The sequence below is a fragment of the Geopsychrobacter electrodiphilus DSM 16401 genome, assembly GCF_000384395.1.
Classification (GTDB): Bacteria; Desulfobacterota; Desulfuromonadia; order Desulfuromonadales; family Geopsychrobacteraceae; genus Geopsychrobacter; species Geopsychrobacter electrodiphilus.
Window position 1 is genome coordinate 1,487,527 of sequence record NZ_ARWE01000001.1, and the last position, 14,465, is coordinate 1,501,991.

Annotated in this window: 14 protein-coding genes and 2 tRNA genes; 15 read left to right on the plus strand and 1 reads right to left on the minus strand. The window is 49.0% G+C overall.

Annotated elements, in window-relative coordinates; genetic code table 11:
• Positions 1-13: 13 nt before the first annotated feature.
• Positions 14-1,870: an AMP-dependent synthetase/ligase gene (locus tag D888_RS0107045; RefSeq protein WP_020675848.1), complete on the minus strand. Its 1,857-nt coding sequence runs from the start codon at positions 1,868-1,870 to the stop codon at positions 14-16.
• Positions 1,871-2,093: 223 nt separating this feature from the next.
• Between D888_RS0107045 and D888_RS0107050 the strand changes: the two genes are divergently transcribed.
• The 15 genes from D888_RS0107050 (at position 2,094) to D888_RS0107120 (ending at position 14,331) form a co-directional block, all read left to right on the plus strand.
• Positions 2,094-2,168 (plus strand) — tRNA-Val (locus D888_RS0107050).
• Positions 2,169-2,251: 83 nt separating this feature from the next.
• Positions 2,252-4,168 carry a threonine--tRNA ligase gene (gene thrS / locus D888_RS0107055; RefSeq protein ID WP_020675849.1) on the plus strand — a complete coding sequence of 639 codons (1,917 nt, stop codon included), beginning with the start codon at positions 2,252-2,254 and terminating at the stop codon, positions 4,166-4,168.
• Between the two features lie 166 nt (positions 4,169-4,334).
• Positions 4,335-4,793 carry a translation initiation factor IF-3 gene (gene infC, locus D888_RS0107060; RefSeq protein WP_425402579.1) on the plus strand — a complete coding sequence of 153 codons (459 nt, stop codon included), beginning with the start codon at positions 4,335-4,337 and terminating at the stop codon, positions 4,791-4,793.
• Between the two features lie 44 nt (positions 4,794-4,837).
• Positions 4,838-5,035 (plus strand): 50S ribosomal protein L35, encoded by a 198-nt coding sequence (rpmI, locus tag D888_RS0107065; protein WP_020675851.1) that lies wholly within the window; start codon positions 4,838-4,840, stop codon positions 5,033-5,035.
• A gap of 105 nt (positions 5,036-5,140) precedes the next feature.
• On the plus strand, positions 5,141-5,497 hold the full coding sequence (rplT, locus tag D888_RS0107070) for a 50S ribosomal protein L20 (protein ID WP_020675852.1): 357 nt from the start codon (positions 5,141-5,143) through the stop codon (positions 5,495-5,497).
• 145 nt (positions 5,498-5,642) lie between these two features.
• Entirely contained in the window at positions 5,643-6,659 is a 1,017-nt protein-coding gene (gene pheS, locus D888_RS0107075) for a phenylalanine--tRNA ligase subunit alpha (RefSeq protein WP_020675853.1), read from the plus strand.
• A 20-nt stretch (positions 6,660-6,679) separates the two neighbouring features.
• Positions 6,680-9,094, plus strand: coding sequence for a phenylalanine--tRNA ligase subunit beta (gene pheT, locus D888_RS0107080; protein WP_020675854.1), 2,415 nt, complete (start codon positions 6,680-6,682; stop codon positions 9,092-9,094).
• A gap of 99 nt (positions 9,095-9,193) precedes the next feature.
• A complete protein-coding gene (locus D888_RS0107085) occupies positions 9,194-9,472 on the plus strand; it encodes an integration host factor subunit alpha (protein WP_020675855.1) in 279 nt (92 codons plus the stop codon).
• Positions 9,473-9,486: 14 nt separating this feature from the next.
• On the plus strand, positions 9,487-9,843 hold the full coding sequence (locus D888_RS0107090) for a MerR family transcriptional regulator (RefSeq protein WP_020675856.1): 357 nt from the start codon (positions 9,487-9,489) through the stop codon (positions 9,841-9,843).
• Positions 9,840-10,595, plus strand: coding sequence for a 5'/3'-nucleotidase SurE (surE, locus tag D888_RS0107095; protein WP_020675857.1), 756 nt, complete (start codon positions 9,840-9,842; stop codon positions 10,593-10,595). Before D888_RS0107090 ends, surE begins: the two co-directional genes overlap by 4 nt.
• A gap of 5 nt (positions 10,596-10,600) precedes the next feature.
• Complete coding sequence (locus tag D888_RS0107100; protein WP_020675858.1) at positions 10,601-11,254, plus strand: protein-L-isoaspartate(D-aspartate) O-methyltransferase; 654 nt, start codon at positions 10,601-10,603, stop codon at positions 11,252-11,254.
• Between the two features lie 477 nt (positions 11,255-11,731).
• Positions 11,732-12,544, plus strand: coding sequence for a M23 family metallopeptidase (locus D888_RS20925; protein ID WP_083928800.1), 813 nt, complete (start codon positions 11,732-11,734; stop codon positions 12,542-12,544).
• A gap of 82 nt (positions 12,545-12,626) precedes the next feature.
• Complete coding sequence (locus D888_RS0107110) at positions 12,627-13,604, plus strand: sigma-70 family RNA polymerase sigma factor (protein WP_020675860.1); 978 nt, start codon at positions 12,627-12,629, stop codon at positions 13,602-13,604.
• A 40-nt stretch (positions 13,605-13,644) separates the two neighbouring features.
• The gene (locus tag D888_RS0107115; protein WP_020675861.1) at positions 13,645-14,160 is read left to right on the plus strand and encodes an adenine phosphoribosyltransferase; all 516 of its coding nucleotides are present in this window, start codon (positions 13,645-13,647) and stop codon (positions 14,158-14,160) included.
• Positions 14,161-14,254: 94 nt separating this feature from the next.
• A tRNA-Arg gene (locus D888_RS0107120) sits at positions 14,255-14,331 on the plus strand.
• Positions 14,332-14,465 lie beyond the last annotated feature (134 nt).

The window sequence follows — 14,465 nt, forward strand, 5'->3', positions numbered from 1 at the left end:
TTCTTTATGATTTTTATTCTTCTGTTGATATCGTCGGTTCAATGGCGAAACGTTTGATTTTACGCGTTGTCGTCTTAGGGAATTCATCTTCTCGTAGATTGAATTTTTTGACTCGCTTGTAATCTGAGAGCTCATTACCATATTTCAGGACTTCCTTGCGGATCAAAGTTTCAACTTCTACGGGAGACAGGGGGCCTTTCCCCAGTTGCTGCTGGTATTCAAATAAGGCTTCTTCGTTGGGGAAAATACTGGCGTAGACCTCCTCGGCGGTGGAACTTACCTTGTGACCATAAACCATAATCTCCGCGATAAACGGACTGTTGGCGAGCTGATTCTCGATCTCTTCTGGGTAGACGTTTTTACCATTCGGCGTCACGATGAGGTTTTTAACCCGCCCACAGATTGTCAGAGTCCCGTCACTGGCGATGGTGCCCAGGTCGCCGGTGCGGTACCAGTTGTCCTGTAAAACTTCCTGTGTTGCCAGTTCATTCTTATAGTAACCCAGCATCACATTAGGTCCACGGACCTGGATCTCGCCAGCCCCTTCGGCATCAGGATTGTCGATTCTGATCTCCACGTTTTCAAGAGGAAGACCAACACTCCCAGCCCTTAGACAATCTGGCGTTTCAGCCGCGATTACCGGTGAGGTTTCGGTGATGCCGTATCCCTGAAGAAGCGTCAGACCCAATTCTTTGAAACCAAGTGCGATCGCAGGATCCAGCGCGGCACCACCACTGACAAAAATCGTCGTCTTTCCAAAAACTTTTTGAATTTTACCGGTGACAATCTTGCGGCCTAACGGCAGAGAAAAGAGCAGGCGCGAAAGTTTTTTGCTGTTGATATTCTTCATGATGCGGTCAAAAAGCAGCCTGTAAACGGCCGGGACTCCGAGAAGGAAGCTCGGTTTAATCTCGTGCAGGTTGTCCCCCAATTTTTTAATAGATTCGGCAAAGGTGACTTTTCCGCCCAGTGAAAGAGGAAGAAGCACGCCGCATACCTGTTCAAAGACATGATTAATCGGAAGGAATGAAAGGGTGTGAATACTGCTATCTAACTTGAATTGCCTGGCCGTCGCCTTGATGTTGCTGACGATATTGCTATGGCTGAGCATGGCCCCCTTAGAGCGGCCAGTTGTGCCCGAGGTGTAAAGGATAACAGCGCAGTCTAGGGCATTGTGTCTTGCTGGCGGCAAAGAGACGTCCGATTTTAATTCATTGAGATACTGGAGTCGATGAATATCACGCAGATGCCGGTACATATCTTCGTTAATACCCAGAATATTGGCTTTTTCCTTCTGGTTTTTGGGGTCTGGCCCGATTTCAAGCAGCAATTTATGGTTCAGGGCGATAACAAGATTTTGTTTGTCTGCCGTGAGACCCGGTTCTGTCGAGAGGGTCTTAAGGGCCCCTGAAACCTCGGAGAGAAGTCCATTGATGCTGCTTTGACCTGTCTGCTGCCGCGGATCGATATCTATCAGAATAATCTGTTTGAGGTTGGGGAGATCGTCGACAATTTCCAATAGAGTTTCAAGTTGCTGTCCCCCTACAAAAACAAGTTTGGCGTCAGAGTCAGCCAGGATGTGTCTGAGTTCAGCAGATTTAAGTTCTTTATCTATTGGGATGGCAATCCCACTGTTGCGCAGAACGCCGAGGTAACAGGCGATCCAATGGGGAGAAGATGGGGCGAGCAACGCAACATGGTCACCTGGTGCAACACCTGAAGCTCTTAACCCGGCAGCAATAGCTTCAGTTTTGGTCCACAGGGACTCAAAACTGGTTTCTGTCCAGATGTTGTTCTGTTTGTATTGCAACGCACATCTGTCAGGATTTTGCAGACAACTGCTGGCGATAATGTGATCGATGGTTTGCACTCTGTGTACTCCGTGTCGGTGTCTGACTTGTTTGCATCATGTTTAAAATAGGTTCCTAAATCTAACTTTTTGCAATGTTCAGGGCAAGCAGATAACGGCAGGAGACGTCCGAACACGCTTTCATTAATAAGAAGGCTGGTCAATTATGAAATTAAATGTTTGAACTGCTAAAATCCCTTGACAGGTTGGGAGGCGGTTTGGTAAAACAGCGCCCGTTGGTTGCAGGCGCGTAGCTCAGTGGGAGAGCACTACCTTGACACGGTAGGGGTCGGCGGTTCAATCCCGCCCGCGCCTACCATGGCCAAAAGAGATACACGAAAATAATAAATTGATAACCTGAGGCATCGCTTAAGATGCCTCTTTCTGTTTCGGGAGTCTGTTATGGCGATTATTCATATTGAACTGCCAGACGGCTCGGTCAAGGACATCGCGGCCGGGTCAACTCCGTATCATGTCGCGTTGTCCATCGGCGAGGGTCTGGCACGGCAGGCGATTGCTGCGAAGTTTGATGGGCATCTGGTTGATATGTCGTTCCCGCTTGAAACCTCTGGCGGGCTGACACTCATTACCCTCAATTCTCCTGAAGCTCTTGGGCTTATTCGCCATTCCTGTGCGCACCTGATGGCTCAAGCGGTCAAAGATCTTTATGGCGATGATGTCCAGGTGACCATCGGCCCGGCGATTGATAACGGTTTTTATTACGATTTTTTCAGCGAAAAAAAAATCTTTGCTCCTGAAGATTTTGAAAAGATTGAAAAGAAGATGGCCGAACTGGCCAAAGCAGACCTGCCGATTACGCGTGAAGAGATGTTAAGCTCGGATGCCATTCAGATGTTTGGGGCGATGGGTGAAACTTACAAGGTTGAATTGATCGAAGATCTCGGGGTTGAAAGCATCAGTCTTTATCGGCAGGGCGATTTTGTCGATCTCTGTCGAGGCCCTCATCTCCCGCGTACCGGGTTACTTAAAGCTTTTAAACTAACCAGTGTTGCCGGTGCCTATTGGCGTGGCAGCGAAAAAAATGCCATGCTGCAGCGTATTTACGCCACGGCGTTTTCTGATAAGAAGCAACTTAAACTCCATCTGGAGCGACTTGAAGAGGCCAAGAAACGAGATCACCGTAAACTTGGTCGCGAGCTTGATCTGTTCTCTTTTAACGAAGAAGCCGGGGCTGGTCTGGTTATCTGGCACCCCAAGGGCGCTTTGCTGCGGACCCTGATTGAAGACTTTGAGCGCAAAGAACATCTCAAGCGTGGCTATGACATTGTCATGGGCCCGCAGATCCTAAAAACAGAACTGTGGAAAACCTCGGGCCATTACGATAATTACCGCGAAAATATGTATTTCACGGAGATCGACGAGCAAAGTTACGGCATCAAGCCGATGAACTGTCTGGCTCACATGTTGATCTATAAATCGAAGATCCGTTCTTACCGTGACTTGCCGCAACGTTATTTTGAGCTAGGGACGGTCCATCGCCATGAAAAATCAGGGGTTTTGCACGGTCTTTTGCGGGTGCGCGGATTCACTCAGGATGACGCGCATATCATCTGTCGGCCTGATCAGATTGATGCTGAAGTCAAAGGTGTCATGAAATTTGTGCAGGATGTTGCTGGAATCTTCGGTTTCGAGTATTGTATGGAACTTTCAACTCGGCCTGAAAAGGCGATTGGGAGTGATGAAGATTGGGAGCGTGCTACGAATGCTCTACGCTCTGCGCTGGATGACAGCGGTCTTCCGTATGAAATCAATGAAGGTGATGGTGCCTTCTATGGACCGAAGATCGATGTCAAGCTGAAGGACGCGCTTGACAGGAAATGGCAGTGTGCTACTATTCAGTGCGATTTTACCCTGCCTGAAAGATTCGATCTTAATTACGTCGGGGCCGATGGAGAGAAGCATCGACCGGTTATGTTGCACCGGGTCATACTTGGCTCCATTGAACGGTTTATCGGCGTACTGATTGAGCATTATACCGGTAATTTTCCACTTTGGATTTCGCCTGTGCAGGCTGTCGTGGTGAATGTGACTGATGCCCAGGCGGAGTATGTTCAAAAAGTCGAGTCTCAGCTTCGTGAGGCTGGTATCCGTGTTCAGGCGGATCTGCGAAATGAAAAACTTGGATTCAAAATCCGTGAAGCCCAAATGAATAAGATTCCCTATATGCTGGTGGTCGGTGACCGCGAGCTGGCAGAAGGGAAGGTCGCTCCACGGTTCAGGGACGGAACCTCGCTTGATCCGATGACCGTTGATGAGTTCGTCAGCTACGTTGAGGATCAGACTAAACGTTTTCACTGATTTATTTTAAGTGGAGGCCCTGCTTTTCAGGGTCTCTTCTTGTGTTGATAGGGGTACGCAGAGTGCTGCGATACCGTTGCGAAGGTGATGGAGCGAAGGAGTTAAAACCATAGCTAAGCAGGAGACAAACATTAACGATGCAATCCGGGTCCCTCAGGTCCGGGTTATCGACGACGAAGGAAATCAGCTCGGGGTTCTGGGTACACCTGAAGCCCTGCGAGTAGCACTTGAAAGAGGTTTGGACCTCGTTGAGGTCTCACCTCAGGCTGATCCCCCGGTCTGTCGCATCATGGACTTCGGTAAGTATAAGTATCAGATGGCCAAGCGGTCTTCTGAGGCACGTAAAAAGCAGGTGCGCGTTGAACTTAAAGAGATCAAGATGCGGCCCAAGACCGATGATCATGATTTCGATTTTAAAATTAAACACGCCCGCCGGTTTCTCGAAGAGGGGAACAAGGTCAAGATGACCATTATGTTCCGCGGCCGGGAAAATGCGCACCCCGAGCAGGGACTCATACAGCTTGATCGTGCTATAGAGGCTTTAAAAGATCTGGGACAGGTTGAATCAAGACCAAGCAAGATGGGTCGCTTCATGACAATGGTTGTTGGCCCGATTAAAAAATAGTGCTACACGGATAAGTAGCACGGCGACTGTACAGGAGTTAAAAAATGCCAAAAATTAAGACAAATCGGGGTGCTGCGAAGCGCTTCCGCAAAACCGGAACGGGTCGTATTCGCCGTAACAAGGCCTATACCAGTCACATTCTGACCAAAAAATCGACCAAGCGTAAGCGCGAGTTGCGTCAAGGAACCCTGGTTCACAAAGCCGACGAGCGTAATATTGCAAGGTTGATCCCCTATTTGTAGGGAGCTGTAAACGTTGTGAACTGTGGGGACCATCTCCCCCTGCAGATCCGGCAGCGGTCTTAACCGCAATCTTAAAATCTTATTACCCAAGAAGGAGCAAGAGAGATGCCAAGAGTTAAAAGAGGCTTTAAGGCTCGTCAACGTCGTAATCGAGTGTTAAAGCTCGCCAAGGGTTACCGGGGCGCCCGCAGTAAACTGTTTCGTTCGGCGACTGAAGCCGTTGACCGGGCCCTGAACTATGCTTTTCGTGATCGTCGTGTGCGCAAACGGGATTTCCGCGCTTTGTGGATCACCCGAATTAATGCAGCTGCCCGCGAGAATGGGCTTTCCTACAGTCGTTTAATTCATGGCCTGAAATTGGCCCAAATCGGCCTTGATCGTAAAATTATGGCCGAACTGGCAGTCACCGATCCTGCTGCCTTTGCCTGTGTTGCTGAAGCGGCCAAGGCGAAGCTGCAATAGATCTTTCGTTGCCGAATCAGGGAGGCAGGCTTTTGGCCTCGCCTCCCTTTTTTCATTCAGGGCTCTTTATTTCATAGGGGTCTGGTAACAATCTGAACCATTCTCGAATCAAATTCTTTATGACTCTTATATTGTGGATTGTTTTATGAAGGATCAATTGTTGGACCTTGAGAATGACGCACTCGCAGTTATTGCAGGTGCCGAATCAATGATAGCGCTGCAGGATATCCGGATTCGCTACCTTGGGAAAAAAGGGGCAGTCACTGATGTCATGAAGGGGATGCGCGAGCTGGACCCGGAGGAACGCCCTGTTCTGGGGGCGTTAGTTAACCGTCTAAAGGAAACGCTTGAAGAAGCCTTTGGTGAGCGGAGTAAGCTGTTGCGGCAAACTGAAGTCGCAAACCGGCTTGCCTCTGAAAAAATCGATGTAACTCTTCCTGGCCGTCAGTCTTTCAGTGGGTCAAAACACCCGGTGACCCTGGTGACAGAGGAGATCGTCGATATCTTCAGCAGCCTCGGATTTTGTGTTGAAGAAGGCCCTGAAATTGAACAGGATTTCTATAATTTTGAAGCACTGAATATCCCCAAAGATCACCCTGCACGCGATATGCAGGACACCTTCTATGTTAGTGATGATGTGGTGTTGCGAACTCATACCTCTCCGGTTCAGGTGCGCACTATGCTGAAGCAGAAACCTCCAGTGCGGGTGATTGCGCCAGGGACTGTTTATCGACGCGATTCAGATATTACCCATAGTCCGATGTTTCACCAGATAGAAGGTTTTCTGGTTGATGAGCATGTCACCTTTGGTGATCTGAAAGGGATTCTAACCCATTTCTTGACCAGTTACTTTGGCAAGGACCTGGGGGTTCGTTTCCGCCCCTCCTTCTTTCCGTTTACCGAGCCCAGTGCCGAGGTCGATATTGCTTGCGTTATGTGCGGGGGCAAGGGCTGTAGGGTCTGTAAGGGGACCGGGTGGCTTGAAATACTTGGCTGCGGCATGATCGATCCTGAGGTCTTCAAGTCGGTCCACTATGATGCGGAGAAAGTGAGTGGCTTCGCTTTCGGTATGGGCCTTGAGCGGATTGCGATGCTCAAGTACGGCGTAAGTGACTTACGTCTTTTCTTTGAAAATGATCTGCGCTTCCTGCGGCAGTTTTAATTCGTTTAAAGGTTGATCCAATGATTGTCACTTGTAATTGGCTCAGAGAGTTTGTCGATTTTGATTTTTCACCGCAAGACTTGGCACATCGTTTGACGATGGCTGGACTTGAAGTCGAGGGGATGACCTCAATCGGCGAAGGTCTTGACACTGTTGTCGTTGCGCGTCTCGAACAGGTTGAGCGTCATCCTGACGCTGATCGACTGACCGTTTGCCAGGTGAATAACGGTGATGAATTCGTGCAGGTTGTCTGCGGCGCAACCAATCATAAAGCCGGCGATTACATCGCCCTGGCACAACCTGGATCGACGTTGCCCGGCGATTTTAAAATCAAGAAATCGAAAATTCGTGGTCAGGAATCAATGGGGATGCTCTGTTCTGAAAAGGAACTCGGCTTGTCCAATGAATCGGCCGGGATCATGATCCTTGACTCAAACTTGGCACTTGGGACCCCTATATTTGAAGCCCTGGGGCTAAAGGATACTGCCTTCGAAATTGGTCTTACGCCGAACCGCCCAGATTGTCTCAGCGTTGTTGGTATTGCCCGTGAAGTCGCTGCGATGTGCTCGAGGCCATTACGTTTGCCTGTGTCTGAAGTTAAAGCGTTTGGTGATGACATAACGACTTCAGCCAGCGTCGAATTGGCCGATCCTCAGGGGTGTCCACGTTACGCTGCCCGATTTGTGCGGAATGTCAAGATCGGTGCTTCGCCCGACTGGATGGTAAAACGTCTCGAGAGTGTCGGCATGCGTTCAATCAATAACGTTGTCGATATTACCAACTATGTCATGCTCGAACTTGGTCATCCGATGCACGCCTTCGATTATCGCTATCTTGATGGCGGGAAGATCGTTGTCAAGCGCGCCGATGAGGGGGAGTTGTTTACCACTCTTGATGGGACTGAGCATACGCTGACGGCTGAAGATTTGATGATCTGTGATGGCAGTCGTTCTGTGGCTATGGCAGGAGTGATGGGTGGCTTGAACTCTGAAGTGAAGGATGATACGACCTGTGTCCTGCTTGAGGCAGCCTATTTCAACCCGATTTCGATCCGTCGGACCAGCAAACGCCATGGTTTGCATACGGAATCCTCACATCGTTTTGAGCGCGGTGCCGATATCGATATGATCCCGGTCGCGCTTGATCGTGCTGCGAGTCTGATCGCCGTATTGGCCGGTGGAGAAATTGCTGCGGGTCTGATAGATGCTTATCCGGCCCCTTTGCCGAAGGTTACAATTAATTTGACGGCGGATAAATCCGAAAGGTTGCTGGGAACACGGATCGAACTTGTCAAAATCATGTCTCTGCTGGAGGGGATTGGTTTGACAGTTGCTCCAGGGACGGTCGTTCCAGACGGATCCATCGATGTCAGTGTGCCGAGCTTTCGCCCTGATCTTGAGCGGGACGTTGATCTGATCGAAGAGGTGGCGCGTCTTTTTGGTTACGACAACATTCCACCAACGATGCCAGTCGCCAGCCTTGGGGCGCAACTCTCTAAAATTGAGTTGAAACAGGAATCAAAGCTGCGAAATTTGATGGCTGGCTGGGGCTTCTCTGAAATTATCAATTATTCTTTTATTGCCGTCGATACGGCGGCCCGCTTGAGGCTCGTAGAGCCCGATCCGCGTCTTGGCCCGGTTAAAATTATGAACCCTCTGACAGAAGATCAAGCCGTCATGCGGACAACGCTGGTGCCGAGTATGCTCGAGACGCTGTCGAGGAACCTTGCTTATCGTTCCAATGATCTTCATATGTATGAATTGCGACCGGTCTTTTTTACTGCTGAAGGAACACGTGGTAGTCGCCAGGAGCTTCATTTGACCGCAGCGATTACCGGACGGAATGCACCTGTTGGTTGGGCGAGCAGCATCCGGCCAGTTGATTTTTATGACCTCAAGGGGGTCCTGGAAAAAATATTAATGACACTTGGAGTCAAGGACTTTACTTTTAGCAGTGAAAGAAGTGAGCCCTATCTGCACCCGGGGAAATCCGCTTTGGTTAAAAGTGGAAAAATAGTGCTCGGTTCCATTGGTGAACTTCATCCTCTGGTTCAAAAGGATTTTAATCTCGATCAAACCGTTTTTATCTTTGATCTCAATCTGGATTTGCTCTTTAATCAGACTATCAAGCAGGTTGTTTTTGATTTTCCTTCTAAATTTCCGGCGGTTGATCGTGACAGTGCTCTCCTGCTTGCGGCGGATATTGAGGCTGAACAAGTATTGAATGTTGCCCGACGCCACTTAGGAAAATATGGGCAAAGCGTTGTAATCTTTGATGTTTATACCGGCAAGGGTATTCCCGAAGGGAAGAAAAGCCTCGCTTTAAGGGTACGTTATGGCTCGGCAGAAAAGACCCTGACGGAAGAGGATGTGACCAAGGCCCACGGTAAGTTGGTGAATTCGATCTGTCATCAATTGGCTGCTGAAATTCGTTAAAAGGTATTGCGGCTAGTCAAACCCTGTGATATAAAACCTGAAATATCAAGTAGATAGTAGTTGCATTGATGGACCTGCCAATGTTTCGCAGGAGGGAACATGACCAAGGCTGATCTGATTGAAAGTGTTTATCTGGCTACCGGTTTCTCGAAAAAAGAATCTGCGGCCATCGTAGAGCTCGTCTTCGACCTGATGAAAGAAACCCTTGAAATTGGCGAAAAAATCAAAATCGCCGGTTTTGGTAACTTTGTTGTCAAGGAGAAGGCATCGCGTCGCGGACGGAATCCGCAAACAGGGAATGAAATTGAAATTTCATCTCGACGTATCCTGACCTTTAAACCGAGTCAGGTTCTCAAAACTTCCATCAATCAAGACTAGTTGAAGCGGCTGCGGTGGCGGTTCTGATTCCGGACAAGATTTTTTTTAAGATCGGAGAAGTTGCGGAGCTTGTCGGCGTTAAGTCACATGTTCTGCGCTATTGGGAATCTGAGTTCAAGTCGCTGAAACCGGTCAAAAGCCGTTCCAATCAACGGCTTTATCGCCGTGAAGATATCGAACAGGCCCTGCTGATAAAGTCATTACTCTATCAACAGGGCTTTACTATAACTGGCGCTCGCCAGAAGTTAAAGAGTTCGCAGAAGCTAGCTGTCCCTGAAGAACATTCCCTCGTTAATATTGAGAGTATCATTGAGCGCCTGAAAAAACTGCGTGATTTGCTGAAAGAGCAAGCAGGGGAGCGGTTGTCGTGAGTTTTATTCTGGTGACGAACGACGATGGCGTTCATTCCCCCGGGCTGGCCTGTCTAGCAGATGCAGTTGCCGAATTTCACCAGATCGTTATTGTCGCTCCGGATCGTAATCGCAGCGCCATTGGCCATGCGTTGACCCTTGATTCCCCCTTGCGCGCCGACGAGATCCGCCGCGGAGTGTTTTCGATCGATGGCACCCCGACCGACTGCGTTAACCTTGGCGTTCATGGTCTCGTTGAGGGGAAGCCCCTGCTTGTGGTGTCAGGAGTGAATCTGGGTGCAAATATGGGTGATGATATTACCTATTCAGGGACGGTCTGTGCTGCGCTGGAAGCAGCTTTGATGGGAATACCCGCGATCGCTTTTTCGCTGGACGCACGCGAATTTACTCATGCTGATTTGATCCGTGTGAGCACTATCGCACGCAATCTGGTGCGTCAGGTTCTGATAATCGGAATGGCTGAGGGTACCTTTCTCAATGTCAATATTCCTACTGGTGAAATCAATGGAATCTGTTTGACGTGTCAGGGGAAGAGACATTACGGGGAGGGGATTATTCAGAAAACAGATCCTCGCGGACGGATTTATTACTGGATAGGCGGGGGAATTGCCGGGTTTGAAAATATTCCCGGGAGTGATTGTAACGCCGTTGCAGCCGGTCAGGTTTCGATCACACCTCTGAGGACAGGCTTGACCAGCGAAGTCGCCCTAAAAGAGATGGCGGATTGGGACCTTTCGCGAACTCTGGATTAGTTTATATGGACTATGCAGTTGCCCGACGCCGAATGGTGGAAAACCAGATAAAGGCGCGAAATATTACTGATGAAGGTGTTTTGAGGGCGATGCGCGCAACTCCCCGGCACCTTTTTGTCGATGAGGGTTACCGGCAGCATGCCTATTCTGATTCGACCCTGCCGATCGGAGAAAAACAGACAATTTCGCAGCCTTTCATGGTGGCCGCCATGACCTCAGCGCTGGAGTTAAAAGGAGGAGAGCGAATCCTGGAGATAGGCACGGGTTCGGGCTATCAGACCGCAGTCCTGGCGCAGTTGGTCAGCCGGATCTACACTATCGAACGTATTCCGATCCTTGCCAGCCGTGCACGGCGTATTTTTGATCATCTTCGTCTGACCAACATTAATCTTAAAGTTGGTGATGGCACGATTGGTTGGAAAGACCAGGCCCCTTTTAATGGAATTATTGTCACCGCAGGAGGGCCGGAGATTCCGGTCGAATTCCTCGATCAACTTGCTGTAGGTGCTCCCTTGGTCGTTCCGGTCGGGCCCCTTGACCGACAAGTCTTATTGCGCTTGCGTCGCAATATCGATGGTAGCTTTACTCGCGAAGAGCTCATGGATTGCCGCTTTGTTCCTCTGATCGGGGAGCGGGGTTGGCCGAACGAAGGCCAGTGAACAAAATGATTTAGGTGGTTTTGAGTGAAGAGGGATGTCCCATCCTTTGTGCTGAACCTGGCCGCAGTTGGATTCTTTCATCGGCTGACACGACATATGCTCCACAGGTGTTGAGGGGTTAGTCTTTGCGATTGCTTCTTTCTTTAGATTCCTGACTCGCGCCTGTTTGATTGAGTTGAGCTGCGCTCGACTTGGTCGCGGGGGAATTTTCGTGAAGTGCTTTTATATGAAACCGGTCGTTTCATACTTATTTTTTTATACTTAATAATTCTGGAATTGCCCTGGAATTTTTAACACGTTGGTAAGTTCTTCGCGTGGTAGGGTGTCTGGACAGTCATTGCTGCCGGATTTTTATTGGACTTTACCTGGATCTCTTAACCTTAATTGTTCTACTCCTTTTTGTGGTTATTATTGGCGATCTGGATATTTTACCTACACTCTTCGTCCCTTTAAACTCGAGGGAAAACCCAAGGGGTTATGAATTACACCAGCCGATGTTTTCGACAGATGGGGATGCTTTTTAGTCAATATCTGTTGATTGTGGTACTCGTACTGCTTTTGAACGGTTGTGTCGGGCAGGGAGTCTACCATCAGGTTGCTCCGGGGCAAACTCTCTACCGTATCAGTAAGACCTACGGGGTTGATGAAGCTTATCTGGCGAGGATCAATGGAATTAGCAATCCCTCTCAACTCCGGATAGGAACGAGAATTTTTATTCCTGGTGCCAGCCAGTCAAAGTACGTTCCCGCGACAGTTTCAGCATCGGTAAAACCGGTTAAAATTGTCAAGGCTGACATCATCGGGCCCAATAAAGAGTCGCCAGCGCTGGATGAGACAAGTACAAGCTCAATCTCGGTTACTAAGCCTTCAACTCTGACTCTTCCTCGAGATCTGAACCCAATAAAAACAAACAAGGTCAAGATTAAACTGCACTGGCCTTTACGTGGCAAGATATTGCGCGCTTTCGGTGTCCCGGGAAAAGGGGGCGGGAAGGGCCTTGAGATAGCCGCGAGAGAAGGGAGCATGGTCAGAGCTGCAGCTGCAGGGAAGGTAATTTATAGTGGCAATGGCGTCCAGGGCTTTGGACATTTGATGATTTTGCAACATGAAAATGATTTCTTTACGGTTTACGGTTTTAATAGTAAAAATTATGTCAGTCAGGGGCAGTTCGTCAGCCAGGGAGAACGGATTGCCAGTTCCGGCCGCCCCCCTAACGGGGAGAGTGGCAGATTACATTTCGAGGTTCGAATTGGGAAGCATGCGGTGGACCCCATTTTGTATTTGCCCTGAATAGACTCTATACTCGAGACTGTTTTGTAATTTTCTTAATGAGTATGTACCACTTGCTGCTACTTTTTACCCGGGAGGGACGATGAACGAGTACCTGTCTGATTTTGATGAGAGTCGTGACCCTGAAGCCTCGGATAATGATTTCGATGGTTTCAACGTGGTGGCTGAATCCGATGAGAAAGCTTCGGATTCAGGTGACAAGGTAACACTTGCGCATGAAGAAGGTGAACACTCCGCCGACGCAATAAAGCTCTATCTCAAAGAGATCCAGCGCGGGACCCTGCTGACTGCGCAGGATGAACGCGATCTGGCCGGGCTTATCGCTCAGGGGGACATGGCGGCGCGAGACCGGATGATTGAATCAAATCTGCGTCTGGTTGTGAAGATTGCCAAGCGTTACATGAACCGCGGACTTCCGTTTCTGGATTTGATTGAAGAGGGGAATATGGGGCTGATCAAGGCCGTCGAGCGCTTTAAGGTCAGTAAGGGCTGCCGTTTTTCCACATACGCGACCTGGTGGGTGCGCCAATCGATCGAACGGGCCCTCGTCAATCAGAGTCGGACAATCCGTTTACCTGTCCACGTTGCCGATGACATCAACAAATTGGTCAAAATAACGCGCGAGTTGGTACAACGTCTCAAACGCGAACCGAATCATGCCGAAATCGCTGTTGCGATGGGATGTGATGAGAAATATGTTCGCCGCATGCAGGTGTTGGTCAAAAAAACTTTTTCGATCGAGCATCCCATGGGGGAGAACAACGATTACAGTTTGATCGATACTATTGAAGACAAAACGGCGGTTGATCCCGAAACAACTATCCAGGATTTGGATCGTTTTAGTCAATTGCTCGAATGGATGGAAGACCTTTCTGAAACCGAACGTGAAATTTTGGCGCTGCGTTTCGGGCTTAATGATCGCGAGCCACAGACTCTTGACACGATCGGTCAGCAGTTCGGGGTTACCCGTGAACGTATTCGTCAGATTGAAGCTAAAAGCCTGAATAAACTGCGCAAGGCCATGGCTGATAAAACTGGCGAAGAGTTTGATGAAGATTAATTCACCCTTCTGACAACAGAGCTTAATGGAGAACAGCAGTATGGACCAACTTAAAGATATTATTCGCGACATCCCTGATTTTCCAAAAAAAGGGATTGTTTTCAAAGATATCACCACACTTTTGGCTGATCCGCGTAGTTTTCATCGTATGGTTGATTTGATTGCTCACCGCTATGTCGGTGAAAAAATAGATCAGATTGTGGGGATTGAGGCGCGCGGGTTTATTCTTGGTTCTGCCCTGGCCTATAAACTGGGGACCGGTATCACCCTGGTGCGCAAACCGGGAAAACTCCCCTCCAAAACACGCAGTATCAGCTATGAGCTTGAGTATGGTCGCGACACCCTTGAGATTCATGAAGATGCTTTTAAGCCCGGCGACCGTGTCATCATTGCCGATGATCTGCTCGCTACGGGAGGCACCATGGCAGCAGTGGTCGATTTGGTGAATGACTGTGGTGCTGAAATTTTCGAGTGTGCCTTTATGGCTGAACTTGAATTTTTGCATGGTCGCGAAAAGCTTCCAGATGGGAAGGTTTATAGTTTGTTGAAATTTTGAGTATTGCAGTGTTGAGCCAAATCTTCACGGTGCTCTTCTTTCCTTAAGGAATCTTGTCTTTTTGGGCATGTTCCTGTATAAACCCCAAACCTTTGATCTCGTAGCTCAGCTGGATAGAGCAGCCGCCTCCTAAGCGGCAGGCCCCCGGTTCAAATCCGGGCGGGATCACCATAAACTCAATGGGTTAACCGTTCCGGTTAACCCATCATTTTTTATACGGCTTGAAAATTTCTTCATTATATAAAAGGTTACCCGCCAGAGTCGCCGATGTCGTGTTGATCCAACCTTGCGCCAACAGCCAATTC

Excerpts from the sequence above, each read along its gene's own strand:
- thrS (WP_020675849.1), top strand. The coding sequence starts at position 2,252 with ATGGCGATTATTCATATTGAACTGCCAGACGGCTCGGTCAAGGACATC.
- D888_RS0107085 (WP_020675855.1), top strand. The coding sequence starts at position 9,194 with ATGACCAAGGCTGATCTGATTGAAAGTGTTTATCTGGCTACCGGTTTC.
- rplT (WP_020675852.1), top strand. The coding sequence starts at position 5,141 with ATGCCAAGAGTTAAAAGAGGCTTTAAGGCTCGTCAACGTCGTAATCGA.
- rpmI (WP_020675851.1), top strand. The coding sequence starts at position 4,838 with ATGCCAAAAATTAAGACAAATCGGGGTGCTGCGAAGCGCTTCCGCAAA.
- D888_RS20925 (WP_083928800.1), top strand. The coding sequence starts at position 11,732 with ATGAATTACACCAGCCGATGTTTTCGACAGATGGGGATGCTTTTTAGT.
- D888_RS0107115 (WP_020675861.1), top strand. The coding sequence starts at position 13,645 with ATGGACCAACTTAAAGATATTATTCGCGACATCCCTGATTTTCCAAAA.
- pheS (WP_020675853.1), top strand. The coding sequence starts at position 5,643 with ATGAAGGATCAATTGTTGGACCTTGAGAATGACGCACTCGCAGTTATT.
- D888_RS0107100 (WP_020675858.1), top strand. The coding sequence starts at position 10,601 with ATGGACTATGCAGTTGCCCGACGCCGAATGGTGGAAAACCAGATAAAG.
- D888_RS0107110 (WP_020675860.1), top strand. The coding sequence starts at position 12,627 with ATGAACGAGTACCTGTCTGATTTTGATGAGAGTCGTGACCCTGAAGCC.
- pheT (WP_020675854.1), top strand. The coding sequence starts at position 6,680 with ATGATTGTCACTTGTAATTGGCTCAGAGAGTTTGTCGATTTTGATTTT.